Raw genomic sequence first — 26,881 nt, 5'->3', positions numbered from 1 at the left:
TGGGAAAGCTTATTTCAGCCTAGCCCCTGAGCAGCTATTGTGGAGTACACGATCCTCGGTAAAACCGGAGAGCGTGTATCGCGCATAGGCTTAGGGGCCTGGCAGTTCAGCGAGGCTTGGGGTGCTCTCGACTTCGAAGCGGCTAAAGCTGTTGTGCGGCGGGCAGTCGAGCTGGGGGTAAACTTCTTCGACACGGCCATGGTTTACGGCAACGGGAAGAGCGAGAAGCTGCTCGGCAGATCGCTTAAAGAGCTTTCTGTAAGCCGCGATAGTGTCATCGTGTCCACGAAGATACCGGGCGAGTTCCTCAACCCGCTCGACATCCCGCGGGCAGTCAGGAAGAGCATAGAGAACTTAGAGCTCGGGTACATCGACGTACTCCTTGCCCACTGGCCGCCCGCCTGGCACAACGTCCCCACGCGGGTCTATGCCCGCTCTCTCGAGCAGCTCGTAAACATGGGTCTTGTGCGGTACCTGGGGCTCAGCAACTTCCCGGTAGAGCTGGTGGAGAGCTTCAGGAGCAGCCTCTCCAGGTGCGATGTAGAGGTCTTCCAGCACCGCTACAACCTGCTGGAGAGGTGGGCTGAGGCGGAGGTTATACCCTACGCGGAGAAGCACAGGATAACGCTGCAGGCTTGGAGCCCTATCGCGAAGGGCGCGCTGACCGGGAAGTACTCTCCCGACAATCTCCCCCAGTTCAGAGACGTGAGAGCGCGCGAGCCAGTATTCCACCCGGAGAACTTCAGGAAAGCTTGGCCGCTGCTGCAGCTGCTCAGCAGCATCGCGGAGAAGTACGGGAAGAAGCCGGTGCAGGTGGCTCTCAACTGGCTCATTCTCTCAAGCCCTGCCGTCGTGCCTATCCCGGGCGCTAAGGCGCCGGAGCAGGTCGACGATGTAGCTGGCGCAGTGGGCTGGAGGCTGAAGACCGAGGACTGGAGCCTTCTAGACGAGGCGAGCCGCTCGGTCTCGGTCTCCTACTCGGTCTACTACACCGCCCAGGAGTAGCGCATGGAGGACTCCACGGTAGTGGTCGAGCCTTACGGCTTAAAGCTGCCCGTGAAAGGCTGTAGAACCCTCTACGAGATTTTCCAGGCTGCGGGCATCCCCCTGAGGAGCGACTGCGGCGGGAGGGGTTTCTGCGGTAAGTGCAGAGTGGTTCTCCGCGTCGAGGGCGAAACCAGCCAGCCGACCCAGCCAGAGATGAAGCACTTAACCGCTGAGGAGCTGGCAAGGAGCTACAGGCTCGCTTGCCAGGTTAGGGTCTGCGGCAGCGCTGTAGCCTACCTGCCTCCCGAAAGCCGGGCAGGCCTCTTCAAAGTTGCGAGCAGAGGGTTCTCGAGGAGGGTCCCCCCGAAGCCCCTCGCGAGGAAAGTGCGCGTAGAGCTCCACCCGCCGGGGCTGAGAGACGTGCTAGCAGACTGGGAGAGGCTGCGCTCCAGCCTCGCGAAGAGGACGGGGCTCGAGCTGGACCTAGACCCGGGGGTGCTGGCGAAGCTACCGGCAGTCTTGAGGGATAGCGGCTGGATAGTCGATGCGGCCATCTGGCGGGGTAGGCTCGTGGTAGGCGTGGAGAAGCCCCTCGACGGCGAGTACGGCTTGGCGGTTGACATAGGCACGACTAAGCTCGTAGTCCACCTCGTAGACCTGTCGAGCGGTGAGCCCGTCGCCGAGGCGAAAGCCGAGAACCCCCAGGTCCTCGTGGGGGAGGATATCGTAACGCGCTTAAGCTACGCTCTACGCGGGCCGGAAGGCCTGAGGAGGCTGCAGGAGCTGGTGGTCAGCGCGCTTAACAACCTAGCCTCAGCGGTCCTCGCCGAGAGCGGCATACCGGACGAGAGCGTGCTCGGTGCCGTGATCGTCGGGAACACTGTGATGCACCACCTGGTGCTTGGACTAGACGTGAGGGGGCTCGCTTTCTCACCTTACGTTCCCGTCGTAAGAGGCACCGTGGAGGTTCCCGCCGAACAGCTCGGCCTCAAGCACGGCAGGCGCGCGCTCTTTCCGCCGGTCATCGCGGGTTACGTGGGCAGCGATGCAGTCGCAGACATCATCGCTACGGGCATCCACTTGGAGCACGAGCCCAGCCTTCTTGTCGATATAGGCACTAACACGGAAGTCGTGCTCAGCACTGGGGAAGAGCTCCTCGCGTGCTCAGCCCCCTCGGGCCCGGCGTTCGAGGGAGCTCACATGAAGCACGGTATGAAGGCCTCAGTGGGCGCTATCGAAAGGATATCGCTGCGAGATGGTGACGTGAAGTATACTGTGATTGGCGACGTGAAGCCGATAGGGCTATGCGGCTCAGCTTACATAGACTTCGCGGCTGAGGCTTTACGCGCCGGCATCCTCGACGAGCGAGGCTTCTTCAAGCGCGACTCGCCGAACGAAAGGCTGCGGAGAGGCCGGCAGGGTTACGAGTACGTGGTGGTGCCCGCAGGGGAGGCGGGAAGGGATTCTGAGATCACGATTTCGGAGGGCGACCTCAGCGAGCTTAGGCTCGCGAAAGCCGCGGTTTACTCTGCTGTGAAAGTTCTCCTGGAGGAGACACGGCTCTCTCCCAGCGACATCGAGAAAGTGTACCTGTGCGGCTCCTTCGGCTACGGGATAAACGTAGAGAACGCTGTGGCAGTAGGCCTCCTACCACCCCTAGAGCCTTCACGGGTCTTTCAAGCTGGGAACACCGCGATCGAGGGGGCGCGGCTGATACTAATCTCCGAAGACGTTCTAGCGGAAGCCGAGAAGGTAGCCGAGAAAACGCGGTACGTGGAGCTCGCCGCGGCTCCGAGCTTCCCGCGCTTCTTCAAGGAGGGGCTCACCTTCCCGAAGCTCCACCGGTAGCAGGACCTCTGAGGACGGGCACAGCCCAGTCTCCTTTCGCGACCCAGTAGAACATCAAGAGGCCCCCAGCGATGTTACTGGCCATGATCGCCAGCCAGAGGCCCATAGACCCCAGGCCCAGCAGGAACGCTAAGACGTAGCCACCCGCTACCCGCAGCACCCAGAGTCTGAACACACCGATGATCGTGGGTACCGTCGTGTGACCGCTCCCCCTTCCCACGGAGTTGCCAGCCATGAACATGGCAAAGAATGGTAGACCCACCACGATCGTCTCCAGGAAATTCACACTCTCTGCCTCAACCGCGGGATCGGAGACAAACACCGCCACGAGCTGCCTTCTCAGTACGTACACGAACAGCGCTCCAGCCGCCACCGCGGTAGCGATGAAAAGCGAAGCCTTCACTGCAGCTTCGCGGGCTCTGTCTCTGCGGCCAGCGCCGAGCGCCTGCCCCACCATTGTCGAGATCGAGCCCAGCAGCCCCCAGAGGGCTCCGTCCGCGATATCGAGGATGACGAAGCCTATAGCGTAGGCTGTCGCAACAGCTACTCCGAAGGCGTTCACCATCCTCTGCTGGAATATGAAGGCAAGGCTGTTAGTAGACATCATCAAGAAAACGGGGGAGGCGATCCTGAACGCCAGCCTGACCCAGTAAGCCGGTAAGCGGGGAGTAAACGTGATCTTGATCCAGCTAAACCTCCTCTTTAGCAGCGCGAAGTAGCCTCCCAGCGTGAACACCTTCCCCAGCACGTCGGTAGCCGCAGCTCCGGCAACGCCCAGGCGCGGGAAGGGCCCCAGACCAAGGATCAGGAACGGGTCGAGCGCGATGTTGATGAGAACAGCCAACACGTTGATGATTGAGGGAAGCCTGGTCTCGCCGAGGCTGTTGAGCACTGTCGTGAGGGGCATGACCAGGGACATTAGCAGAGAGTCAAGAGCCATGATCGCCGAGTAGAGGAGCACTTCCTCAAGTATCTCGGGAGGGGTCGCCACCACCTGCGTGAAGATGAGGGGGCGGAGAGCGAAGAAGGAGAAGCTGAGGGCAGCGCCCACCAGCACACTCGCCGAGAAGAAGTGCGATGCCTCCCGCTTGAACTCCTCGTAGTCCCTAGAGCCAACAGACTGTGAAATCAGCGCTGTGCCGGCCGCGCTTAAAGCGTTGATCGCAGCGCCGAACAGCATCAGCACTGGGAAGGTTTGGCGGGGAACGGCTATGGCGGCTTCTCTGTAGATGCTGAGCCACAGCGAGTCTGCGACGCTGTAGAGCACGTGAACTAGCTGGGTGATCATCGGGGGCACGCCCAGCCAGAGCAGCGTGCGGAGCACAGGCCCGTTGACCACCCTATCCCTGTACCTCTCCAGCTCTAGCTCGCCCCTCAAAGCTTTACTCATTTAAACCTCGCCAAGGGAGAGGGCGAAATTTTATTCTATTCCCTCACGGGAAGCATTCCGCGGTAAGTAATACTCAAAAATCACATATTTACATATTTTATACCAAAATTCTGCTGAAAAGCTAAAAACAATTGCCAACATTCGCCTGGAACGTATGGTAGAGTTTCCCAGGATGATGTGCACACAGCACCCGGACTCCACGCTTCGCGTCCCAGCTCACATGGAGATCCAAGAGGCTCTGATGGCTTTCACAGCGTACGGCTGCGATGAAGTGATGGTAGACTATGAGGGAAAACTCACTCCCTACAGCCAGCCCCGGGAGGTCGTAGCGCAGGCCCTCGAGCGCGGCATCGCGCTAGGGGAGAACCGCTTCGTCACAGTGAGGCTGCCTAACCCCCAGCTGGAGAGCGCCGATAGGCTGGTGCTGGCTCTGGTAGCCGCGCTGTCCGCGAACGCTCTCTCGGCGAGCAGGGCCGGGACGCAGGCTGTCCGATGGCTAGTTTTACCGATGCTCAGCGGGGTAGACGCGCTGAAGGAAGTGCACCAGCTAGCTTTGAAGCTGAGCGGCGCTATCGGGGAAGACGGGGTGCAAGCTCCTCTGCTGGTCCCTTTGCTTGAAAGCGTGGAAAGCTTGTCTAGAGTTGGGGAGTACCTCCGGGTGCTCGTCAGCATCCAAGGCGGGGACGGCGGCCTAAGGGTCTTCCTGGGGGCGAGCGACTCCGCAGTCTCTAGCGGGCACATAGCTTCCTCTCTCGCGGTCAGGTACGCCCTCGGCGAGGTGAGCAGAGAGAGCGATAAGCTGGGCGTCGAGGTCGCACCTATCCTCGGTATGGGCCGCCCACCCTTCCGGGGTGGAGTTAACGAGCCCAGCCTAGCTTCGCGAGAGGCTAGTCAGTACGCTGGGTACTGGACGGTAACTGTTCAGTCAGCTATCCGCTACGACGCGAGCAGCCAGGAGTACCGTCAGTTCGCAAGCGCGGTAGCTGCTCAGCGCGGAGCCGAAGCTGAGAGCGTTGATGCACGAGCTCTGGAAGTGGTCAAGCAGGCTGAAGAGTACTACAGGAAAACTCTGGTGAAAGTGAGCCAGGCAATCTTAGCCGTGGTGGGGAACGTGCCGCAGACCCGAGACCGCCTGGTCTGGACCGAGTACGCTAGGCGCGTGGAAGTAGGGGGCGCGGTGTTAAAGCTGCCCCGCGCGATCCCCTTCACGGCTGCCTGCTACTCTCTGGGCTTGCCTCCCACCTTCCTCGATGCACCGTTTATCCTCCAGGCTTCCGGGAGAGGGCTTCTCGGCAAGCTTCTCGAGCTTCTGCCCAACCTCCCTCTGGAGTGGGAGTATGATTCCCAGTTTCTTGTCTCGAGCTCTGTGAGGAGGTTTCTCGGCGGGGAGCTCCTCGAGGTTGTCAGGAAAGCTATGGCGCTGCTGGGCGTTGAGGAGTGTGTAGACTCGGCTTACGCTCACCTGGTAAACCCGGGCTTCACCGAGCTGGGGGTCTTGGCGGCGGCGAGGTGGAGGGGGTTCCTCGGCTGAAGAAAAGGTTAATACTCCGAACTGCGCCCGTATACGTGGTGGTAATGGTGGCAATTACAGTAATTAAGCGGGATAGTTCTAGGGAGGAGTTCGCGCCCGAGAAGATCGTAGTCAGCTGCTTGAAGTCCGGCGCCACGCTGGAGGCTGCGCGCAGAATCGCTAAGATTGTTGAGGGCGAGCTGCTCAAAGAGAGAGTTCAGGAGATCACTACCAGGGACTTGATGAGGAGGGTGCTCGCGCTCCTAAAGGAGGAAAACGAGGAGTGGTACCGCAACTGGATAGTCTTCGATAGAGCGGTGAAGAGGAGGGCTACGGAGAAGGAGCTTTAGCGGGAAAGCGGGGTCAGCCTGTAGCGGTCTCATCAAAGCTCAAGCGCTTTGTCCCCTCCTCATCCCCCACTACCAGCGCTTAGGCACCTAAAAAGTTCTTTCTCTCAGCTGGCTCCAGAGACTAGTGCCGAAAATCGAGGGAAAGAAGTAACCCTTGAGGCGGTTTTCGCACCGGCACAGTCAGCACGTGAGGTGGAAGAAACCAAGCACTCTCTCACCCCTCCCCACCCTCAGGTTAAACTCGCGGACGGCTTCACTCGTCTTCAAAGCGAGAAGAGCGATACCCTTGCCTGCCAGGTAAGACTCGACTCTTTCATCCACTCTCATCGCACCGAAGTATCCCGTCCCAGTGATGACTACTGCGGGCTTGTACTCTTCAACGTACTTGGCTACGTCCTCGACCTGCAGCAGGTGCCCCTCTCTGCGCCACCACCTCTCGTCTAGAACTCCCTCGGGGGAGACGACGATATCCCGCGTGTACTCGCGCCCAGACACTTTTATCTTCCCGAAGCTGTAGCCCTCGATCCTCGCCGGCACCGCGCTCATCAGGTTTTAGTGAACTAGTGGTACGTAATCTTTTTCCGCATCGCCGGCCATCTAGCACCGTGTACGGTAAGTGGCTGCTATCCCTTTGGATAACCGTCCTCCTGGTTTCCGCTACCGTGCTCGCGCAGCGCCCCGGAGAGAAACTTCAGGTTGTGGGCTCCGCGTGGGTTCTTGCACCCGCCGTGTACCAGACCGATTCGGGCTACGCGGGCTCAGTAACGAACATCACGGTTTTCGTAACGGAGGGGTGGGGGGATGTATACGTTTCAACGTATTCGCTGACGGCAGAGGACTTTCAAGGCGCGGCTACTGCAGCCGCGAGGGTTGTAGCTAAGCTGCTGAACCTCGACTTCTCCAAGTACAACTACTACTTCCGGGTTAAGAGCGACGCCGTGATTATCGGCGGCCCGAGCGCGGGCGTCGCTATGGCTGTAGCAGTGTACTCGGCCCTCACGGGAGCGCCTATCAACAGATCTGTGATGGTCACAGGGATGATCTCTCCCGACGGCACGGTGGGGCCTGTCGGCGGCATCTACGAGAAAGCACAGGCTGCCGTCTCCCAGGGAGCTAAAGTGTTCCTGGTGCCCCCTGGGCAGAGCATCGTTACGACGTACAGGCCTGTTGTGCGCAGGATCGGGCCCTTCAGGGTGACCACTTACGAGCCTCAGCAGATCAACCTCTCCGATTACGCTGAAAGGAACTGGGGCCTAAGAGTGGTTGAGATCAGCACCATAGAGGACGCGCTACGCTACTTCTTCAACTACAGACCGACTCCCCCGCCTGCAGCTGCACCGCTTCTCAGCGTTACTGCCCGCGAAAAGATCGCTTACGTGGTGAAGACTATGCTGTCAATGGCGCAGAGCGAGCTGAGCGATGCGCGGAGGTACGTTAATGCCTCCAGGCTCAGCGCAACCACAGCTCTCGCGCTGCGGAACTACCTGGATAACTACGCTGCTGCCTACTTGAGCAGGGCATCCAGCCTTGGCAGCGACGCTGCGGCAGTGTTCCTCAGCACTATGAGCGTCGCCTACTCGAGGTGGGTTAAGTACCTCGTGGACTACTACCTGGACCGCTCGCTCGACGCTGTAGTATCTCAGGTTTCCAGCGAAGTATCCAGCTTGCTCAGCGAGCTTGAAAACAGAGGGAACTTGTACACCGCTGACCTCGGCTTCAGGATTCTCGCTTCAGATCTCGTGATCAGGGCTTCAAGACTCCTCAACGAGTCAGCATCCACCTGGTCGTCGGACCCTGTATCTGCTCTGAGAAACCTCGCTTTCGCCTCCGCTATGCTCGACGAGGCTAAGCTCTGGGCTGAGGGGCTCCCCTCCCTGCCGGGCCACGTGCCCGTGGGCGTCGCAGAGTCATACATATCCGTGGCGCGCTCGACGTGGTCGTACGCTTACTCTGTGCTCAGCGAAGCCGGAGGCGACCTGACGGCGTTAAGCTACTCTAACACCTACCTGCGAGCAGCCATGTCAATGTTCTCCAGCGGGAGGAAGTTCTCGGCGAGCGTAGCCGGGGCTAGGAGCATCGCGCTCTCGGAGGCTGCACTGCTCTCTTTCCAGCTCTCAGCTACGGGCAGCAGGGTCTACTTGAGAGTCGCTAGCGATCAGGCGAAGCTTGCCGCGTTGCGCGCAGCTGACAACGTTCCCGCGCTATACTTCTATAACCTGAGCAACGTAGCTGCCTCAGACTCCGACAAGCTCGTGTACCTCAGGCTCGCAGCGCAGCTCGGGAACCTGCTCGCGGACATCGCCGAGCAGGAGGGTATCAGCTTGACGGCACAGCCTCCCGCTTATCAGGCTCCTCACCCTGCAGAACCAACCCCCTCCGCTCCAGAAAAGCCTCCTGAGAGGCGAGGCGCGGTGGACATCGTCCAGTGGATAAAGGATCTTCTGAGCCAGATTGCCCTAGCCCTGGAGAACTTTCTCAGGTGGCTGCAGAGCCTCTTCAGACGCTGAAAACCGGATCGAGCAGCTGCAGCTCTTATATCGATATTTATTTCAGTGGGGAGTAAGTATATGGTGGTAGCTCTGAGTAGTAGAGATAAGGATGTGATTATCATCGGTGAGAAAACCCCCGGGAGCTACGCTCTAGAAGTTCTCCACAGATTCAGGAGTGGGGGGAAACGCATCGTGTTGAAAGCTTACGGGCACAACATCTCCAAGGCGGCTTACGTGGCTGAGACTCTGCGGCGCGTTACAGGGGGTAAGGCTGCTTACTGCAGAATCGCGCTGAACAGCGAGGAGCTCGGTGAGGAAACTGAGGAGAAGTGCGTTCCTACGATAGAGATAGAGATGCTTTACGAAGGCTAGGGAGGCCTCCGGAGGGGGCCTGCAAGCCAACCCGGCGTTTACGCCCGGTAGAACCTTCCCACGCCGTAGAAGCCGCGGCCCCAGTTGTGGAGAGGCAAGTCTATCTCCTTGAAGTTCCAGCCCGATCTCTCCGAGAAAAGCTTCTCGTCAGCCGCCGCGAGCTTAACCTCTCCGGCGAAGAAGGTAACATCTCTTGCGCGCAGCTTATCTGCAACTACGCACTCCAGCACCCCGACCGCGCCTTCAGCTACCGGTGCTGAAACGCTCTCGCCTTTACGGTACGCGAGTACCCTCGACTTGTCCTCGCTCCTCCCACTCGTACTGCCAACTTGGTACAGCTTACCGAGCATGGAGACCGGAAGCACATTGACCGTGAACTCCCCGTACTTCTCTATGAGCTCGTGCGTGTAGCTCTCAACACCTATAGCCACGCCGACGAGCGGGGGCTCCTCTGCTACTGGGGTGACCCAGCTGGCCGCCATGAAGTTAACTACTTCGCCCACGCGGCCGCTGCCGATCACGTAAGCTGGGCGCGGGTGAAGCAGCAGGTAAAACTTCGAGACTCGTATCATGCTAGTCGATTAGAGGCTGCGCGCGGCACCTAATAAACATCGCTCAGAGAAATGCTTATATAGGGGTAGTTCTGTATTGTATCGATACAATATGTCTGCTGTGCCGGGCGACGCTGAGAAGCGGTTAAACGAGATTTTCAGCAAGTACTCCGAGAAGCTTCGCAAGCTCGAAGATGAGCTGGAGACGTTGGAGAAGAAGATCAGGGAGGGGGCTAGCTTCGGAGAAGTGATAGGTGAACTTCGGAGAGTACGCTTCGAGGCGAAGAGCCTTCTGGGTGAGTTTAGGCTTGAGGGCTGGAGAACTCTCCGCGAATTCCGCCGAGAGTATGCAAACCTCTTAAGCCGCGAGGAGTTTGAGAGCTTAAAGGATAGGTTTGAGGAGTTCGAGGAGGAGCTGGAGGACATGGTTGACGAGCTTCTCGACAGGCTGGAGGATCTTAGAGACTCCCTTTCCTCCGAGAGAGTTAGGAGGGAAATCAGGATAAGAATCCCCGAGATAAAGCTTCCCGATATCGGGAGGATCATTGAGGAGAGTTTGAGCGCGTCGTGGTACCGGGCGCCCTCCGCGGTTGTTTCCTCTGCAAGGATATCTCAAGCCGACTTAAACGTTATTGATGCGCTTGTGGAGGCGGGGATCTTCAAGAGCAGGAACGAGGGAATCGCGTACTTCGTGCACCGGGGTATCGAGTGCAGCAAGGACTGGCTGGAGAGGGTGAAAGCTAAGGTTGAGGAGATAAGGAAGCTCCAGGAGGAGGTGCAGAGAGAGCTTAGGGGTGCGGTGAGCGAGGAGACGGGAAGGGAGAGTAGCGTCAGGATAAATGTCGAGTAACTTTAAGTAAGAGCAACTTTTTTACACTTCTCATTATAGACCCTCTCTGGTAGCGTTGGAGGCTGAGGAGAGCTCTTACATCGCGGCGAAGCTTTTGAACGGGCTGAAGGAAGCGTACACGTTCAAGGAGCTTGAAGAGCTGCTCGGCATTCCAGCGCAGGTGCTCTGGCGCTACACGAGCTTCGCCCAGTTCCCTGAGAGGCAGACAGCAAAGAAGATACTGGAAGGCGTGAGAGCGCAGGGGCTTATCGAGAAAACCCTCCAGAGAGCTCTGGGGAGGCAGAGCGCGTTCGAAGAGTGGAGGCTGCTGTTCAACCCCCGGCTGCTGAACATCGTGGGCTACCTAGCTTGGAGGAAGCTCTCCGACGTGGACGTGGACGTTGTGCTCACGTTCCCCGAGAAGAACTCCGCTTTGGCAGCGATCCTCGGCGAGTGGTTTTCCGCAGGGGTTTGCGTAGCTTCTGAAAGGGGGTGGACCAGCTGGGGGAAGCTGCTCACCGCGCAATACCTGTCGCTAGAGAGGGGGGAGATCGTTCACGTGCACTTACCCAAGGACGCTTTAGAGAAAGATAGCAAGGTGCTCATTGCTAAGGGTGTCGCCACCAACTTCGAGTCGCTGAGCGCGCTCCTTTCTCTGGTGGAGCAAGCGAAAGCGCACCTCTCCGCTGTGCTGATCGCTGTCGCGCTCTCCGATGGGTGGGTCAAAACAGCGGAGAGGCTCGGAGTCCTCGGGAAAGTCCACGTGCTGCTCGAAAAGACTCCGGAAGGGTTCAGGCTAGCCCTTTAATCGACCGGATTTCCTCTTCGCTTAGAGGAGCCCAGCTCCTCCCAACTAGCTTCGTGTACCCTCTCGTGTACTGCTCGAAAACTTCGAGAACCCGTAGCCTCAGCTCCGGGTCGGGGATGAAGTCGGGCGGGCTGTTCACATTGTCGAAGTGAATGGTCTCGACGTGCCAGTGAGGCCGAGCTCCCGGCAGCTTCCAGAGCCCTTTCTCCGCGACCTTGAAAAGGCAGTGCTCGACGATAGACTCTTCCAGCCTTAGCATCCCCTTCCTCACTCTCTCCGGGAGGGTGTCGACGTGCCTCTGCTCGTACCGGATGGTGCGGGGGTCTACGCCCTCTGCGAGGAGCATTAGGAGCACCCCATTACACTTGAAGCATGTTCCACACGGCTTCACTACGCCGTCGATGATCCTGGTGGAGTGGCAGCTCGTCTGCAGCTTTGCTAGCTCAGGGTACCGGTTGAAGAGTATTCGGATGACGATCAGAGGGGCGATGGGGCGCAGAGGAGACCACTGCCTGAGGCCGAGCCCCCTCTCCCCGTACCACCTGGTCATGTACCTGTCGAAGTCGAGGGACTGGTCGTACGCCGCGTTGTAGTGCCTTATCCCCCTGTACTCGAAGGAAAGCTGCGCCGTGTCGTCGAACTCGTTCCCCATGACTACGTTACCCACACCGTACTTGACGGCTAGCGGGAGGAAGGAGAGTATGAAGTGAGCGTACCAGAACAGCCTGATGGGGTAGATCTCCCTGTTCTTCCTCCAGTAGTAGGGTACCACGATCTTCATGTTCTTCTCGATGAAGGCGAAGAGTCTGTCCACGTTGCTCCAGACCCTCCTCGTCCTCGCGTCGGTGCGGCTCAGCTCCCTGTACGCTGTGAGCGCTGTAAACCAGTGCCTCCCCGACTCGTTGAGGAAAAACGGGTATACTTCGCAGCCGAGCTCCCGGAGGAGGCCGTAGGCGAGGAGGCTCTCCTTACCCCCGGAGGACATGACCCCGCACCTACCGTAGTGAGGCTCGCTCTCGAGCTCGGTACCCGTGAAGGTCTCTCTAACCTCTACGTGGGCGCGGGGCTCCGCGTCTTCAGGTGTGATGCTCTCCGGGTCGGGGATGTACTCCTCCTTGATCAGGCCCGTCCTTGCGAGGATTCGGTTCACAAATATGTCGCGGGCAGTTATGCGCATCATGTCGACGAAGAAGGAGTAGTCTAGCTCGTGGAGTGGCAGATCGAGGGCTATCTCCTCCGCGAAGAGACCGTAGTTCACCGCGGGGACTATGCCGGCCAGCGCTGCCATCTCGCTCAAGCCCTTCTCGGGCAGGTCTTCAGGGTAAGCGTTCAGCAGCCTGTACTCCTTCTTCAACCCGTCGAGCTCCAGAGTGTAGATAACTTCCGTGCTCCGCTTCTTGAGCTTGCCGAGCCTCACCTGGATTCTATCGAAGCACTTGAGGCTTCTCAACCCTCCCCCCTCAAGCTGGGGAACCTCTCGATCATCAGATCGGCAATCCTGCCCACACCCTCCCTCAGCGGTATGACCACCGGTAGGCCGTACTCGCTCTCCAGCTTCTCTCTAGTTCTCAGCGCCTCCTCCTCCGTCATACCCTCCGCGTTCATAGTGATCGCGAAAGCCGGCCTACCGGTGATTATCTCGATGAGCTGGAGGTACTTCTCGAGCGGGGGGATAGGATACTCGGGGAAGCCGTCGAAGTGCTTCCGCGCTGGAGCGTGCTGCAGGATAGTGACCTCCGGCCTGAGCAGGTTAAGTATCTCGTAGCTCCCCGGAAAGACCGGGTGGAGAAGCGAACCCTGACCGGGAACCACGATGGCGCGGGGTTTCTCCTCTATGTATGCCCGATACACGGTATCCTCGAGGACGCCCGTCACGAAGTCGTTGATCACGCTGTCGAGGACGAAAACGTACTTTGCTCCCTGCATCCAGGCCGTCTGCCCTGTTCCGATGAATACTGTTTTAACTCCGCGAGCGTTCAACTCGTCCGCAAGCATCCATGCGACAGTCCTTTTGCCCACAGCGGAGTCCGTCCCCACGACAACGGCTTTCAGCGCTTTAACCTCCTTTATCCTCCCCGTGTAGAAAACCCTCATGCTGTAGTAGATCTTCCTGACGTCAATAATCTGGACGCCCCTCTCCCTAGCGAGTTTCGAGAGCTCCGGATCGTCGCTAATGAACTCGTGGAGCCCCGAAACCACCCCGAGCCCTTTCTCGATAGCTTCTCTCACGATCCGCCTGTACTCCTCCGGCAGCCTCCCGCCCGGGGTAGCTACACCTACGATCAGCCACTTCACGCCTCGATGCTCCTTCAAAGCCTCTTCCAGCGTCGCGTAGATCCTAACCCCTCTTCGCCTGCCATCCAAAACCTCCCCGGCGTCGCGGCCGGCCAGGGTACTGTCAATGACACCGACGATCCTATACTTCTCGCTCCTGCGGAGGAGCCCGTGGGCTGTTTTACCGTCTGTCGTGGCGAAAAGCCCTTCAGCCAGGATTACCGCTTCTTCTGCCATCTCCCCGTGATCACCGCGACCAAGGGCCCCTCCGGCTCCTCCTTAAGAAACTCTCTCAGGGCGAGAATAGAGGAAGAGGAGGCGGGGAGGGCGCTAATCCTCTCAGTAGCTCTCAGCAGCAGAGACGCTTCAACCATCTCCTCGTCCCCGAAGGCGTAAGCCCTCCCCTTCGTCAGGTAGAGAGCTTTCAAGGCATCCCGAGCGTTAAGTGCCTCGTAAGCTACGAGCGGCTCGTTGACAGGAGTCTCGGAGACAGAGCTGGGTGGGACTTCAACGGGCTCAACGCTCCCCCGCTTCCAGCTCTCAACCACCTGGTTCGCGTGGCTCGTGCTGGCAGCGATAAGCCTCGGCATGCGGGTGGCGAGCCCCTCCCTGTACATCTCCAGAAAGCCCAGGTAGAGCCCGGCCAGCGTAGTCCCGTTACCCACGGGAACCGCTACAGCGTAAGGCGCGTCACCCAGCTCGGCAACAATCTCCTTGGCGATCGCGCTGTAAGCTCTCAAGCTTAGCACGTCGTTGGGGCTCCCGGGGTTTGCGTCGTACCACCCGTTGGAGTTAGCCGCTCGAGAGCTGAGAGCCACCGCTTCCTCGTAGGATCCCTCCACGAAGACGACCTTTGCCCCGTACCTCCTCATCTCGGAGACGCGGCTGTTCTCGTACCCCTTCGGCACAAAGATCACAGCCTTAACCCCGGCGAGGAGAGCGTAGTAGGCTAGAGCAACGCCGTAGTTGCCGCACGTGCCAGCGGTCACTACCGCGTACCCTCTCTCAACTGCCGCCGCTACGTGAGCAAGCGCTGCGCGGTCCTTGTGAGTTCCTGTCGGATTAGCTCCCTCCCACTTCACGAAAACCGGGTGCCCGTTAAGGCCGAAAAGATGCTTCGAGACAGTGAGAGGAATCAGGGGGGTTGCAGCCTTCAGCTTGAGAGCCTGAATGCGTTTACTCGACGAGTCCTCGTCCACCCCCTCCACCAGCCGCTTTTGCGGGCAGGCTAGGTTTTAGGCTTCATCTACGCTGGTGAGTATAATGATGAAAAACTCCCTAGGGGATGAAAAAACCCTGATACTGATACCAGTATAGGTATCTTGCCCAGAAAGAAATGAGAACACTTTCATCCCGCTACTTTCGCGTGAACGGAGGGAAAAAGCACTCCTCTCAGCTGGGAGGCTATCGAGCCTCACTAAAGCCTGCGAAACTCTAAGTCAAGCTTCTTCAGCTCCTCGATGTTCTCGCGCTCTGTAGGGTCAATCTCCCTCGTCTCGAACCAGGCGTCGAGAATCTCCTTGGCGAGCTCCTCCGAGAGGAGGCGGGCGCTGAGCGCCAGGATGTTCGCGTCGTTCCACAGCCTTGCACCTCTCGCTGTCTTAGCATCCACGCATAGAGCAGCCCTCGCTCCCGGCACTTTGTTCGCCGCGATGCTCACGCCGGTGCCCGTGTAGCACATGACGATACCCGTCTCCGCTTTGCCTTCAACTACGAGCTTCGCCACCTCGACCCCGACGCGGGGCCACGGATAGAGCTTGCCGGTACTCGGGGCTCCCACTAGGATAACCTCGTGCCCCCTCCGCCTCAGCTCTTGGGCTACGAAGCCAGCTATCGAGTAGTTGTCGTCGGACCCGAACGCGACCCTCATCGGCAGTAAGCTAGCCGCCTGAGTCCTTAAGCGTTACGCGGTAGAGCTCCGCGCGCTCTTCGAGAGGACTTCAACCCGCTCTGGCCAGCCAACGTAGACTGCGTCAGCGTAACCTACGAAGAGCCCTGTCTCCACAACCCCGGGGAGGCTTCTCAGAAGCGAGTCAAGCTCGCGGGGGTCGTCGATAGGACCCGTGTAGACGTCTACGAGCACGCCCCCCGTATCCGCGACGACAGGGCCAGCCTTGCCCCCGGGCGCCCTCCTGGGCTCAGCCCTGAACCCAAGCTCCGTCAGCCGGCGGAGAACGTGGCCGAGAGCCCAGGGCAGAACCTCGAGGGGTACTGGATGCTTCTCGCCAAGCTTGCGGACGAGCTTCGCCGCGTCGACTATGAACACCCTTCTCCTGGAGTAGTACGCCAGGACCTTCTCCATCGTCATCGCAGCTCCACCGCCCTTTATCATGTTAAGACCTGGGTCGACCTCGTCGGCTCCGTCGACGTACACCTCTATCTCGGGAGAGAAAGCGGGGTGAAGGACGCGGAGACCGGCGCGCTGCAGCTTCAGGGCTGTGTCCAGCGATGAGGGGACGTAAAGCTTACCCTTTAGCTCCTCGGAGCGCGCAAGCAGCTCGATGAGCTTCTCCACCGTCGAGCCCGTGCCTACTCCCACCACGGTGCAGCTCTCGATCTCGGCGAGCGCGGCTCTAGCAGCGTTCAGCTTAGCTACCTCGACGTTCACGCGTAGACGCCCACTTTCAGGGTTTAATATAATGCTGTGAGATCTACAGGTGCGAGGGCGCCTGGAAGGGCTGCCGCACACCGCGGTGGTCCACACGCTCACGCCAGCTGTGCGGTACGGCGGGCTCTCCTAGTAGCTATCTTTATATATTAGTTAGTATTATCGATCCCGTGAGGGTTAAGGTCACTAGGAACTACCAAGTCACTATACCAGTGGAGGTTAGGGAGGCTTTGGGCATTAGGGAAGGTGACTACGTGGAGTTCGAGCTGCGGGGTGATGCGGCTTTGCTGAAGCCTGTGAAGAGGAAGTGGTCGACGATTAAGCTTGGTAGGGTGTTGAGTGTCGAGGAGATTGAGGAGATTGCCGAGAAAACGTTCTCGCTGTAGAGTATGCTGGTGCTCGACACTAACGTGCTCGTCTACGCTAGTGTAGAGGACAGCGAGTTCCACGAGGAGAGCCTGAAGCTGCTCAACGAGAAGGACTCTGCGATACCGCAGATCGTGGTTTACGAGTATGTTAGAGTTATCGCGGAGTTGACCCGAGACCCTCTCTTCGTTTTGGTGAAAATCAGGGAGCTGGCCGAGTACAATATTCTATGCGAGCCGCCTCACGTCGTGCAGAGAGGCCTAGAGCTCTGGGCTAAGCATAGCGCCTCCATCAGGGAGCTGAACGACCACGTAATCCTCGCCTTAGCCCTCACGCTTAACGCCGAGATCGCAACGTACGATAGGAAGCTTCGAAAGCTCGCCGAAGAACTAGGAGTACCCACACGCCCCTAAAACCGCTGAAGGTGAGCCCCATCCTCTGCCGAGAAACCGCCTTTCACCGCGAAAAGCACGCCCTAGTGCTGCGGGACGCTCAGCGCAGCGGCCATCAACGCACAGCAGCCTCTCGAGGCTCTGGGCGTACTCCGACCTCGGCCAGAGGCTCAGCAACGCTGGGAAAGTTGAGCTCCGCTACGCTTCGCTATCGCTTGGCTTCCACCCCTCCTTTGCCTCGAGCTCCCGCGCGGGGACAGCTGAAGTCCCTGCTGGACTCTTCACCGCTAGAAGGGCTGTGCGGAAGCCTATTATGCTACGCGAGGCTACGCGACCCGTGTGCGACACTCTCGTCGCTCTGAAAGATGCGACTCGCGGAGGGTTTACAATCTTCGCCAAGAACAGCGATCGGGAGCCCAACGAAGCTCAAGTTGTGGAGTTTCACCCGCGCAGAAGCACCGCGGAAGAGAGGGTGAAGTGCACCTACATTGAGGTCGAGCAAGTGGATGAAGTGTACGCGGTTCTCATCTGCCGTCCCTACTGGATGTGGGGAGCGGAGATGGGTGTTAACGAACACGGGGTTGCGATCGGGAACGAGGCCGTATTCACCAGAGAGCCGTACTCTAGAAAAGGGCTGACGGGAATGGATCTCGTCAGGCTCGCCCTAGAGAGAAGCAGGAACGCTAAGGAGGCGGTTGACTGGATAACACGCTTGATCGAGGAGCACGGGCAGGGGGGTAGCTGCAGCGCGGCGAGAAGCTTCTACTACCACAACTCCTTCCTCATCGCCGATCCCGGGAGCGCGTGGGTCCTCGAGACCGCAGGGCGCGAGTGGGTAGCTAAGCGCGTCAGCGACGTCGCGTCGATATCGAACGCTCTCTCGATTAGCTCTGACTGGGATTCAGCGTCGAGAAAGGTTGCCGAGCTGGCCTCGAAGGGGGAGGCGAACTTCGCCAGAAGGTACTCGGACTGGTTCTACACGCGGATGGCTAAGGGGAGAGAGAGGCAGGCGTTCACGATGGGAAAGCTCAGGGAGGCGAAAGGCTCGATCGACTTCTTCTTCGCCGCGAACCTGCTCCGCAGCCACTCTTTCGAGCCCTACGACCCGAGCAGGGGATCCATGAGAGACGTGTGCATGCACGCTGGCGGGCTCGCGAGGCCTTCGCAGACAGCCTGCTCCCTGATAGCGCTGCTCTACGATAGGGCTCCTCTCGCCTTCACCACAGGCACATCTACTCCCTGCATCAGCATGTTCAAGCCTGTGCTCCTGGATGCCGGGCTGCCCGACTTAGGGCCCCCGCCCACCGGCAAGTACGACGGCGGCAGAAGCTACTGGTGGAGGCACGAGGCGCTGAGCAGGAGGATCAACTGCAGCTACCAGCGCTACGCCCCACAAATAGCTGCTGAGTTAGGGGAGCTCGAGAGGGAGTTCTACGCCAGAGCGCTGAGCCTGAGAGAGGCATACCTGAGGGGTGAAGCTTCCGCTGATGCCTTAAGGAAGCTAACGCTGGAAGCCTTCGAGGCAGCGGCGAAAGTGGAGGAGAAGTGGCTTCAGCGCAGCAAGCCGGGTCGTTGCTTCAACCCGTTCTACGCATCCTACTGGAGGAAAGTGAATAAGGCCGCTGGCCTATAGTATTTTATCTACGAGCCGCTAGTGAGACCTCCGTGACGCTGGAGGGTCGCTTGAGGGAGAAGGCTTTAGCGAAGATGCGCGAGCTCAGAGGATTGAGGTCGCCCAGAACGCACGATGTCTTCGAGAGACTCGCCTATGTATTCCCCTCAGACCTGGCCATTGCAAACTACCCCCGCAAGCCTGTCGCAGCCTTCAACCCGGGCGCTGCCCTGAGGGGGAGGGAGCTGCTGGTCTTCCCGCGCACGATCTTCGAATACTATAACTACACGTCCAGCATCTGCCTCTTCGCAGTGGATGTGGAGCGCTTGCTCTCAGGTGAGCTTGAGAAGCCGGTGTCGGCTAGAGTAGTCCTCTGGCCGGATGAGCTGTGGGAGTTCAGGGGGTGCGAGGGCGCAAGGGTTTACGCCCAACCTGACGGCTTCCTCATGCTCTACACGGGCTTCGGCTACCACCACTCGGCAAGTGGTTTAGAGCTGAAGTGGGTTCAAGGCTTGGCCGTGCTCGACAGCAGCTTGGAGGTTCTCAAGAAGGGCTACTTCCGAATCGAGGGGGCGGAGGGTTCGTTCGCCCCGAAGATGAAGGACAGCGCGATACTTCGGTTGGAGAGCGGTGAAGCCGTACTGCTCTGTAGGCCGACACTGGGCGACGTTGAAGTCTGCTGGAGGGGTACCGCATCCCTGGACCGGCTGGCGATCGAGGCGGAGTCGATGGAGCCTGTGCTCGCGCACGAGGAGTGGGAGTTCAAGGTGGGGTGGTCGACGAACGTGATACAGCTATCGAGCAACGAGTACTTGATCGGCTGGCACGGGGTGCTGAAGGGCGACTACTCGTACAGGGAGGGTTTCGCCCTCCTCGACGGCAGCGGCGAGCTCCTTGCCGTGAGCGACTACCTGCTCACCCCGAGAGGCATCGTGGAGAAGTACGGGGATCGGCCGCTCGTCATCTTTGGCGACGGCTTGATCCTCCACCGGGGGAAACTGCTGTGGGTTGGCGGTGTCAGCGACTACGCTATCGGATTCTTCGCAGCCGAACTGGAAAAAGTGATGGAGGAGATGCGCTGGCTTAGAGGCTAGCGCTTAAAGGCGAGGAGCTCCACGATAGCTCCCAGGCTCGATCCGGCGCCGACATGGGCGTAGGACACGCCACCAAAACCCCTTTCTGCACCAGCCCGCCTCCGAGCTCCTCCAGCCCTCTCGCCGTCGCCTCCACGGAGTCCAAGACGAAAGTAGTGTGGTGCATTCCCTCGCCTTGCTGCTCGAGAGTCTCGCTCCGCACGGTGAGGCCCGATGAGCTCGTTCACCTTGATCCCGATGATCCCAATGTTGAAGAGGGTCAGCTCGGCTCTAGGCCCTGGGCGCAGAAACTCTCCCGCGCGTCGTGCCAGCCTGCTCCCGCCCCTCTACCTAGGTGATGCTCGGCTTCTCATGCACCGAGGAACTTCGCCCGGCGCGAGCCACCCCCACTCTGCCCGTTCTTGAACTAGAAAATGCTGACAAGAATCGGACGGGAAGCTTAGCCAGAGCATATCGTGAGAAATCAGCACCCAGGATTAAGTAATTATACGCAAGTCCATGCGTAGAGGTTGAGCGGGCTTGCGGTCAATGCCTGCCGTCATAGTTGCGGCTGGTGTAGCCAGCAGGCTTCACCCCTACTCGCGAGACCTGCCGAAGACCTTGATGGAGCTCGAGCCTGGGCTACCGCTGATCAGGTTCATCCTCGAGAGGTTGCGCAGGGCTGGGCTGGGGCCGATCTACGTGGTTTCGAGAAGGGAGCATGCCGAGAAGCTGAGCCGCGAGTTAGGGGTTTACGTGCTCACCGTGGACAGGGAGGAGTTCGGGAACCTCTACACAGTGTACACTGCGCTGAAACATGTGGAAACACCCTTCCTCATTGCGATGTCCGACCACATCTTCGAGTACGAGCTGCTGGAGCGGCTCCTAGCCCACGGCTCGCACAAGGCTTTTACAATCTGCCTGGATAGAACCCCCTCCGCGCTTGAGGTGAGGGAGGGGCTTAAGGTTAGGATCGAGGGAGGGAGGATTGTTGCCGTGGGCAAGGAGCTAGAGCCGAGGTACGGGATAGACACCGGCCTCATCGTAATCAGGGAGAGAGCCGTAAGTTACATCGAGGAAGCCATTGAGAGGAAAGGGCCTCAAGCATCAATCGGCGACGCGCTGAATCTAGCTGCTGCAGCCGGGGACGTAGACTTCATCGATGTAACCGGGCTTCTGTGGAAGGATGTTGATACCCCGGAAGACTTACTGGAGGCTAGGAGGCTCTACCCCAGCATTGTTCTAAGGGAGCGCAGCAAGGCTCTCCCAGAGCCCGTGACGAAGCTGCTAGTTAGACCGGTAAGCCGCATCCTAGTTCTCGATGAACCCGCGCACTCGAGAGGTGAAGCAGCCGTCAAAATGGCTCTCGCTGAGCTCACCCTGGCGGCCTTCACGATCGCTCTTGCCGCCCTCAAATTCGCCACCCCTCTCGTGCTGCTGGCTTTCTCCTACGCGTCTCTTCTGCTATCTGACGCTCGCGAGCTCCTACTGGAGCTGCATGGTAGAACAGGAGCGTTAAACGCTCTCTCAACTGCAACCTCGATCCTTTACTCTGCCTCGCTCCTGTCCGCAGTGCTCTGGCAGCTGCCGGAGGCACCATCGGGCCCCCTCCTACCCCTGGTGCTTTTAGGGCTGGCCAGCGCAGCTGGAGCCGAAGCTTCCCGGCGTCTAGCCCCGAGCAGAAGCCTCGCGTGGGTTCTGGCAGACCGCTCGCTGCTACTTCTCGCAATGGTTTTCGCGCCATTCATCGGCTGGATCTTTCCAACCATCCTCTGGCTCGCCTCCGGTGCCGCAGCTCTCGCTGGCTCGCTCCGATCAACCCCCCGGGTTGGTCGGGCCAGAGTGGTGCCTCACCCGCAGGTCGAGAGATACGTGGGGCCCGTTGAGCGCTACGTGGAGGTGATCGTGGTAAGCGGCTTGAAGATGTTCGCAGCCCTAACGCTGCTGTGGCTAGTGCAAGTCGCTGTAGGGGGGGTTGAGCTGAGCCTTGGTGCCGTGGCGTTAACCGCAGAAGACGTGGTCTCCATCGCCAGGCTTGTCGTGATCATCTACTACGGCTACCGCATCCTAGCCGGGCTTCGTAGGATCGTGGACATCTACGCAGTGAAGCTATCCTCGCTGCTGGGCATAACAGAGAGCTCTGCAAGAGGGTTAGCCATGAACGTCCTCTACCTCTCAGTCGTCGTGTTAGCGCTCCTTTACGTGCCACAGCTGCTTCGCGAGGCCCCCACCCTCGGCGGCTACGTTTCAACAGCAGCCGCTCTAATCCTGCTCCTCCTCGCCTTCCTCCTCTTCTACAACCTCGTGAAGAAGCTACGCGGGACATTCAAGGGCTTTGTTACCCTCCTAGCCCGTCGAGCGGCCTCGGTGATCGAGCGTGAAGGTTAAAGCTTACATCCTAGCAGGCCCGGAGGCTCTCTCATCGCACTACGGCACACCTGTGCTCCTACGCTGGCTCCTCCTCGTAAAGGGGAGCGTCAGCGAGGTGCTAGTTGTCCCCCAGCGTGGTGCCCGCAGAGGCGTGGAAGAGCTCCTCTCAGCGCTCAGCGATTCGTCAGTGAGAGTTGCCGATAGCCTCGAGGATGTCCCGGCGGAGCCCCACATAGCCGTGCTCATAGATGCTTCTTACCTCGTAGCGCCCGATGCTGTGCAGCGCATTCTAGAGAATGAGAGCGATGTCGCAGGAACGCACTCGAGGCGTGTAATCATCGCCCGAGTGGCGGTAGACGGGCGGAGTGCACTGCGTGTAAGCGACCTTAACGCCCTGGGCAGCTTCGCCGCTCCAGTTGAGCTGGATGAGCTGGTTGAAAGGAGGCACAGGCCGGCCTGCGTGCCCGCTGCTTCGCGTGAAGCTGAGAGGGCACTGCTGCGCTGGGCCCAGAAGGGCGTTCACTTCACCTCTATGCTCAACGCGCCCCTGGAGAACCTTATCGTGAGTCTCGTCGGGAGGAGCCGCTACGTGACGCCCAACAGAATCACCGCGCTAGTGAACCTACTTGCAATCCCAGCGATCCTCCTCTTCCTTTACGGGAGGTTCCTGGAAGCTTCTATCTTCTCCTACTTGATCGGCATCCTAGACGGCGTTGATGGCAAGCTCGCTAGGGTTCGGGGTGTACTAACGAAGCTGGGGCACCTTGAGCACTCGCTCGACGCACTGTACGAGCAGGCTCTCTACGCGTCCTTCATCGCCGGCTTGGCGCTGCACGGCTGGAGCACGGTGGCGCTTCAAATGGGCTTAGCCCTGCTGGTCGTCGACTGCTTCGTGCGGCATATTTACAACCAGTTCACGCTGGTAACAGGAGCCCCGCTGAAGCGGTACGCGGAGTTCGACCGACTTTTCGCCAAGGTTGATGGGAGGAGGAACGTGTACCTGCTTTACTTCACAGCCTTCAGTGCCCTTCAAACACCGCATCTCGCCCTCGCGGCAGCGCTATCCCACTCAGCGCTCACAGCGATCGTTTACGCGGTCAGAGCCTACCAGCACCTATCCGAGCTGGACCGCAGGAGCGGCGTAAAGAGAGCATCGATGTTGCTGTTCAGATCCTTTACAAGCCACTGAAGTAGGGTAGCTGCGCTTCGTGCAGCCTGATTCACTGAGGTTGTAGACATAAAGTCCTCGCTATCGCGCGAAGGCGCTTAAGGGTGTAGCGCTGGTAGATGAAGCTGGCGAAGCATGGATCTTCCAGGGCTAGCGTGCCCGGTAAAACACACTTCACGAGACTGCTCCCGCCCGCACCAGCCTCTCCCCGAGTGAAAACGGGCTCAGTCCAGTTCCCTCAGTAGGGCGGCCTCCAGCGCGCTGCTCACGCTCCCAAGCATCACCCCCCGAGTTAAAAGGCTGTACTCGCGGCTCAGCGACCTGGATACTCGCCGAGCGGTCATCGGCAAGCGCGTGATCCATCGCGAAATCCCAAGGGGTGAAGATGAGTAGTGATACCAGCGGGGTAGCCTACAGGTGAGAAGCTAACCGTGCACTAGCCCCATTGAGGAAAAAAGATAATTTGAGTGAGTCCGAGCTATCCTCTTCGCTCGACTTGGACGTCCTCAAGCTCCAGCGCTAGCGTCGTCGAGCGTATCCCGAAGAGCTCGGCAAGAAGCGAGGCGGGGAGCTCCACCATCAGTCTACCGTTTCGAACATACTCTCCGCCAGGTGCGTACCTGGCAGCCCCCTCCATCAGGATGAAAGTAGGGACAGATGTGGGGTAATCGATGGACACCTCAAATAGTACCTCTCCCGAAGCACTCACGTAGTGAACAGAGGCGAGGAGGTTCGGGCAGCCGCCCAGAGCCCTGAGCCCCTCAGTTCTCTTGATCACATCTTCGACGTAGCTCTTACCGTAAAACTCGTCAAAGGACTTAGACGCAACTATCTGCGAACCGTTGAGCACCAGCGCTACCCTCTTTTCTAAGTCCCATACGGTAACTTGCGCTAAGCGCGCGTGGATAGGCCGCTTTCTCCCCAAATCGTACCTCTCACCGGGTCTCGCCCAGAGGTAGTCAACAGATAGAACCTCGCCCCGCTCGAACAGGGGGAGTAAGCGGCCCAGTAGCGTGCCGTTCAGCAGGCTGTAGCCGCGACCCGGATCGTAGACCGTGAGGAGCTCTCTAACGATGCTGAACTCAACCCCCTCCCACTCTTTCGGCGGCTTCTCCTCTGCCGGGCGGAGCCCAACCCCCTTGTACGTCAACCTGAACAGAACCCGATAGCCTCCCCCTGCTCTACTAACCTCTACTGTAAGTAAAGCATCTCCAGCGGACACGACGAAATCGCGTCCCCCCTCCTCTATTATCAGAATTTTATCGGGAGGGACGAACCGGTACTTAAGGATCAGGGTATCCCCCTCCCCCAGCTGCAGGCTGCTGCACGCGTTCAACTCCCGCAGGTGCTCACCTACGAGATCCTCCGACTTTTGAGGCAGGAGATTCGCCTGGGATAGATGGTTCAAACTGCCGCTCGCGCTGCCCTGACTATCGATACTCTTCAGCGAAGCGGCGATCGCTACCACGCAAACTAATAATGCGATGCACGCCATCGTCTTTATCGCTACTACTCTCATTCCAAGCAAACAGTAAACAACCGGGTTTATTTTTTCGGCTCGCTCGCTACTCCCTTCGGGTGAGCCTCTCTGTCTGCTAAGATGCTGGGAAACACGTAGGCCTTGCCAGAGAGCTGAGCTTGGGTTGAGCTTTAAAGCATGCGATAGTGGTTCTGAGGCGTGCTGCGTGTAGAGCCTAGCAAGAGCTATCTGGGCAGGCTGAGGGCTCTCCTAGCAGTCAACGTTCTGAGGATGCTCTCGAGGCTCGTCCCGGAGACCTTGACCTTTGAGGGTGTTTGCTTGCGGATCCCGCGGGGCTGCTTCGCGCCCGTTTTCGTCTCGACGGAGCTCATCTACGAGGCTGCTGTAAAGCTTGCAAGGGGCTCTGTGGGCTGCGAGGTTGGGACTGGCCCGGGCTCGCTGGCTCTCGCCGTCGCAAAGGCGCTGAGCTGCGAGGTCGTCGGAACCGATGTGGATGAGCTCTGTGTGCGCGCTGGGGCTCTCAACGCTGCGCTCAACGGCCTCGATGCTCTCTTCCACCCGGTGGTCTGCCCTGAAGCAAAGTGCTTGAGAAGCGGGGCTTTCGACTTCGCGCTCGTAAACCCCCCGTACTTCCCGCTGCCACGCCTTCAAGGGGTAGGTTTGGCAGCGTGCGCCGGCGAGAACCTGGAGACGCTCAAAGAGATGCTTAAAGACGCCGTGAGGGTGCTGCGCGGGGGCGGGCTACTCATCTTCACATCCTCGAGCTTAACCGGCAGGGTCTGCGGGGCAAAGCTGCTATCCAGGCGGTGGGCTCTACTTGACAGCGTGCTCGTTCACCTTTACGTGAAGGAGAGGGGCTCGTCGCAGCACGTCGCCCGGCAGGAAGAGCTGCCAGCTCCACGCTGCAGGTAAGAAGACTCCTAAGGGAAAGAAAAAAATCGTATTTTAAGTGCCCTACCAGGGGAGCTCCATGAAGGCGGAGCTCACGACGAGGTACCTGCAGAGCAGGGCCTGGAGGATCAGGGCTAGAGCTAGCACGAGGGTGAGGGCTTTGGAGCTCCTCCCTCTCTGCGCTAGGGATACTAGGAAGGGTGCCGCGAAGCCTACTAAGTAGAGGAGCATTGTAGCGGCGAGGTTCTCGCTAAGCATGAAGTGCACTGATTCTCTGTAAGCCAGGGGCGCTATGTCGACCAACAGAAGCATCGAAGTGAACGCCAGGAAAGCCAGGAAGGTGGTGAGCAGGGAGAAGCTGATCAGCCTGCTCGGGAAAGTTTTCTTCAGCGCTTCCGCAACCAGTATGTAGAGGCCTGCTCCCGCGGAGAGGGCTGTGAGCACGAAGAGCAGGGGTACCGCAGGGTTCCTCCAGAGCGGGTAGCTCGTTCTGGCGATGAGGAAGCCTGTGTAGATCATCACGAGGAGCGCGAAGACCCCTCCGATGACACCGAGGAGCTTCATGGCGCCTGCCTTACCGGAGTAGGGTAGCTTCGGCAAAAGCGCTGGTAGCACGAAGAGGCCTCCGAAGACCAGGAATAGGATGTTGAAGAATACACCGTAAGTCATCACCGAACTCGTGTTCGGGGAGAGGAAGACGTGGAACGCTGCTTCAGGCTTGCCGAGGTGGCTTACCAGGAATAAGAGGCCGAGGATGAGCGAGATAACTCCCGCGAAAGCCACTTTCAGCGAGAGCTCGCGCTCCCCCTTCAGGTAGTCGTAGAGCGCTAGGATGAAGGCAGCTGCTCCCATCCCACCGAGGAATAGGTCGAGGATAACGTTCATTCCCCAGCTCTCCTGAAGGTGCATCATACCCCCATCACCTCCTGCTGGGCAGGATGTAGAAGACGTTGGGCGAGGTGCCCTCCTCCCTCTTCATCTGCACGGTAGACCCTGCAGCGACGATTTTCGAAACCTCGCTCTCCGGGTCGTCGAGGTCTCCGAAGACTCTAGCCCCCGAGGGGCACGTGGTGACGCAGGCTGGCTGCTGGCCCTCCTTCACGCGGTGGATGCAGAATGTGCACTTGTCAATCGACCTGATGTAGTAGTCCCAGAACCTGGCGCCGTAGGGGCATGCCTGAACGCAGTACTCGCAGCCAATACACTTCTCCTTGTTCACGAGCACTACGCCGCCTTCTCCGATGTAGCTGGCGCCCGTGGGGCATACGGAGACGCAAGGCGGGTTGGAGCAGTGCTGGCAGATCATGTGCATGTAGAGTACCCCGGCGCGGGGGTACCTGCCCGTAGTGATCCTAGTGATGTATGTTCTCAGCTTCATCCTCTCGACTTCCTCTAGGCCCCTCTCCATAGCCTTCATAGCCTGCTCTCTCCGGTTTTCGGTGATGCAGGCCATGACGCAGGCGCCGCAGCCTATGCACCTGTTTAGATCTATCACCATCGCGTACCTTACCAT

Annotated in this window: 26 protein-coding genes; 15 read left to right on the top strand and 11 right to left on the bottom strand. The window is 59.2% G+C overall.

Translation table 11 applies throughout. The features are described 5' to 3' along the window. Positions 1-39: 39 nt before the first annotated feature. Positions 40-1,005, top strand: a complete 966-nt coding sequence (locus QXU72_02740) for an aldo/keto reductase (GenBank protein MEM0494170.1) — start codon at positions 40-42, stop codon at positions 1,003-1,005. Between the two features lie 3 nt (positions 1,006-1,008). Next, positions 1,009-2,835 (top strand): ASKHA domain-containing protein, encoded by a 1,827-nt coding sequence (locus QXU72_02735; GenBank protein ID MEM0494169.1) that lies wholly within the window; start codon positions 1,009-1,011, stop codon positions 2,833-2,835. Here QXU72_02735 and QXU72_02730 read toward each other — a convergent pair. Beyond that, positions 2,810-4,225, bottom strand: coding sequence for an MATE family efflux transporter (locus QXU72_02730; GenBank protein MEM0494168.1), 1,416 nt, complete (start codon positions 4,223-4,225; stop codon positions 2,810-2,812). The genes QXU72_02735 and QXU72_02730 overlap by 26 nt on opposite strands. 154 nt (positions 4,226-4,379) lie before the next feature. Between QXU72_02730 and ppcA the strand changes: the two genes are divergently transcribed. Together ppcA and QXU72_02720 are read left to right on the top strand one after the other, a co-directional pair. Then, on the top strand, positions 4,380-5,756 hold the full coding sequence (ppcA, locus tag QXU72_02725) for a phosphoenolpyruvate carboxylase (GenBank protein ID MEM0494167.1): 1,377 nt from the start codon (positions 4,380-4,382) through the stop codon (positions 5,754-5,756). Between the two features lie 44 nt (positions 5,757-5,800). Next, positions 5,801-6,085, top strand: a complete 285-nt coding sequence (locus tag QXU72_02720; protein ID MEM0494166.1) for an ATP cone domain-containing protein — start codon at positions 5,801-5,803, stop codon at positions 6,083-6,085. Positions 6,086-6,265: 180 nt separating this feature from the next. On the opposite strand, the gene QXU72_02715 is transcribed toward QXU72_02720, so the two are convergent. Next, entirely contained in the window at positions 6,266-6,631 is a 366-nt protein-coding gene (locus tag QXU72_02715) for an MTH938/NDUFAF3 family protein (protein ID MEM0494165.1), read from the bottom strand. A 59-nt stretch (positions 6,632-6,690) separates the two neighbouring features. Here QXU72_02715 and QXU72_02710 point away from each other — a divergent pair, with 59 nt between their 5' ends. Next, positions 6,691-8,592, top strand: coding sequence for a S16 family serine protease (locus QXU72_02710; protein ID MEM0494164.1), 1,902 nt, complete (start codon positions 6,691-6,693; stop codon positions 8,590-8,592). Positions 8,593-8,652: 60 nt separating this feature from the next. Next, entirely contained in the window at positions 8,653-8,946 is a 294-nt protein-coding gene (locus QXU72_02705) for a hypothetical protein (GenBank protein ID MEM0494163.1), read from the top strand. 38 nt (positions 8,947-8,984) lie between these two features. On the opposite strand, the gene QXU72_02700 is transcribed toward QXU72_02705, so the two are convergent. Continuing rightward, positions 8,985-9,518, bottom strand: a complete 534-nt coding sequence (locus QXU72_02700; protein MEM0494162.1) for a flavin reductase family protein — start codon at positions 9,516-9,518, stop codon at positions 8,985-8,987. A gap of 91 nt (positions 9,519-9,609) precedes the next feature. Between QXU72_02700 and QXU72_02695 the strand changes: the two genes are divergently transcribed. Further along, entirely contained in the window at positions 9,610-10,347 is a 738-nt protein-coding gene (locus QXU72_02695; protein MEM0494161.1) for a hypothetical protein, read from the top strand. A 55-nt stretch (positions 10,348-10,402) separates the two neighbouring features. Then, on the top strand, positions 10,403-11,134 hold the full coding sequence (locus tag QXU72_02690) for a hypothetical protein (protein ID MEM0494160.1): 732 nt from the start codon (positions 10,403-10,405) through the stop codon (positions 11,132-11,134). Here QXU72_02690 and QXU72_02685 read toward each other — a convergent pair. From QXU72_02685 to rpiA, 5 genes are all read right to left on the bottom strand, one after another. Continuing rightward, on the bottom strand, positions 11,118-12,584 hold the full coding sequence (locus QXU72_02685; protein ID MEM0494159.1) for a hypothetical protein: 1,467 nt from the start codon (positions 12,582-12,584) through the stop codon (positions 11,118-11,120). The genes QXU72_02690 and QXU72_02685 overlap by 17 nt on opposite strands. Beyond that, positions 12,581-13,645, bottom strand: coding sequence for a DUF1611 domain-containing protein (locus tag QXU72_02680; GenBank protein MEM0494158.1), 1,065 nt, complete (start codon positions 13,643-13,645; stop codon positions 12,581-12,583). The genes QXU72_02685 and QXU72_02680 overlap by 4 nt, the downstream gene beginning before the upstream one ends. Then, on the bottom strand, positions 13,627-14,616 hold the full coding sequence (locus tag QXU72_02675; GenBank protein MEM0494157.1) for a pyridoxal-phosphate dependent enzyme: 990 nt from the start codon (positions 14,614-14,616) through the stop codon (positions 13,627-13,629). Before QXU72_02675 ends, QXU72_02680 begins: the two co-directional genes overlap by 19 nt. Before the next feature lie 209 nt (positions 14,617-14,825). Continuing rightward, the gene (locus QXU72_02670; protein MEM0494156.1) at positions 14,826-15,278 is read right to left on the bottom strand and encodes an RpiB/LacA/LacB family sugar-phosphate isomerase; all 453 of its coding nucleotides are present in this window, start codon (positions 15,276-15,278) and stop codon (positions 14,826-14,828) included. A gap of 33 nt (positions 15,279-15,311) precedes the next feature. Further along, the gene (gene rpiA, locus QXU72_02665) at positions 15,312-16,016 is read right to left on the bottom strand and encodes a ribose-5-phosphate isomerase RpiA (GenBank protein MEM0494155.1); all 705 of its coding nucleotides are present in this window, start codon (positions 16,014-16,016) and stop codon (positions 15,312-15,314) included. Between the two features lie 170 nt (positions 16,017-16,186). Here rpiA and QXU72_02660 point away from each other — a divergent pair, with 170 nt between their 5' ends. The 6 genes from QXU72_02660 to QXU72_02635 all read left to right on the top strand — a co-directional run bounded on the left by QXU72_02660 (position 16,187) and on the right by QXU72_02635 (position 23,018). Next, positions 16,187-16,402, top strand: a complete 216-nt coding sequence (locus QXU72_02660) for an AbrB/MazE/SpoVT family DNA-binding domain-containing protein (protein MEM0494154.1) — start codon at positions 16,187-16,189, stop codon at positions 16,400-16,402. A 3-nt stretch (positions 16,403-16,405) separates the two neighbouring features. Next, the gene (locus QXU72_02655; protein MEM0494153.1) at positions 16,406-16,795 is read left to right on the top strand and encodes a PIN domain-containing protein; all 390 of its coding nucleotides are present in this window, start codon (positions 16,406-16,408) and stop codon (positions 16,793-16,795) included. 316 nt (positions 16,796-17,111) lie between these two features. Next, the gene (locus QXU72_02650) at positions 17,112-18,407 is read left to right on the top strand and encodes a C69 family dipeptidase (protein ID MEM0494152.1); all 1,296 of its coding nucleotides are present in this window, start codon (positions 17,112-17,114) and stop codon (positions 18,405-18,407) included. 32 nt (positions 18,408-18,439) lie between these two features. Next, on the top strand, positions 18,440-19,480 hold the full coding sequence (locus QXU72_02645) for a hypothetical protein (GenBank protein ID MEM0494151.1): 1,041 nt from the start codon (positions 18,440-18,442) through the stop codon (positions 19,478-19,480). Between the two features lie 528 nt (positions 19,481-20,008). Next, positions 20,009-21,847, top strand: a complete 1,839-nt coding sequence (locus tag QXU72_02640) for an NTP transferase domain-containing protein (GenBank protein MEM0494150.1) — start codon at positions 20,009-20,011, stop codon at positions 21,845-21,847. Continuing rightward, on the top strand, positions 21,837-23,018 hold the full coding sequence (locus tag QXU72_02635) for a CDP-alcohol phosphatidyltransferase family protein (GenBank protein MEM0494149.1): 1,182 nt from the start codon (positions 21,837-21,839) through the stop codon (positions 23,016-23,018). Before QXU72_02640 ends, QXU72_02635 begins: the two co-directional genes overlap by 11 nt. Before the next feature lie 457 nt (positions 23,019-23,475). Here QXU72_02635 and QXU72_02630 read toward each other — a convergent pair whose 3' ends face one another. Next, complete coding sequence (locus tag QXU72_02630; GenBank protein MEM0494148.1) at positions 23,476-24,516, bottom strand: hypothetical protein; 1,041 nt, start codon at positions 24,514-24,516, stop codon at positions 23,476-23,478. A gap of 159 nt (positions 24,517-24,675) precedes the next feature. Between QXU72_02630 and QXU72_02625 the strand changes: the two genes are divergently transcribed. Beyond that, complete coding sequence (locus QXU72_02625; GenBank protein MEM0494147.1) at positions 24,676-25,389, top strand: 50S ribosomal protein L11 methyltransferase; 714 nt, start codon at positions 24,676-24,678, stop codon at positions 25,387-25,389. A 42-nt stretch (positions 25,390-25,431) separates the two neighbouring features. Here the strand turns inward: QXU72_02625 and nrfD are convergent, their stop codons facing one another. Both nrfD and QXU72_02615 read right to left on the bottom strand, forming a co-directional pair. Beyond that, positions 25,432-26,280: an NrfD/PsrC family molybdoenzyme membrane anchor subunit gene (gene nrfD / locus QXU72_02620; protein ID MEM0494146.1), complete on the bottom strand. Its 849-nt coding sequence runs from the start codon at positions 26,278-26,280 to the stop codon at positions 25,432-25,434. A gap of 7 nt (positions 26,281-26,287) precedes the next feature. After that, entirely contained in the window at positions 26,288-26,881 is a 594-nt protein-coding gene (locus QXU72_02615; protein ID MEM0494145.1) for a 4Fe-4S dicluster domain-containing protein, read from the bottom strand.

The organism is Thermofilum sp. (assembly GCA_038741495.1).
Taxonomy (GTDB): domain Archaea; phylum Thermoproteota; class Thermoprotei; order Thermofilales; family Thermofilaceae; genus Thermofilum.
Note: the sequence above shows the minus strand (reverse complement) of the source record. Positions and strands in the feature narration are given on the sequence as shown.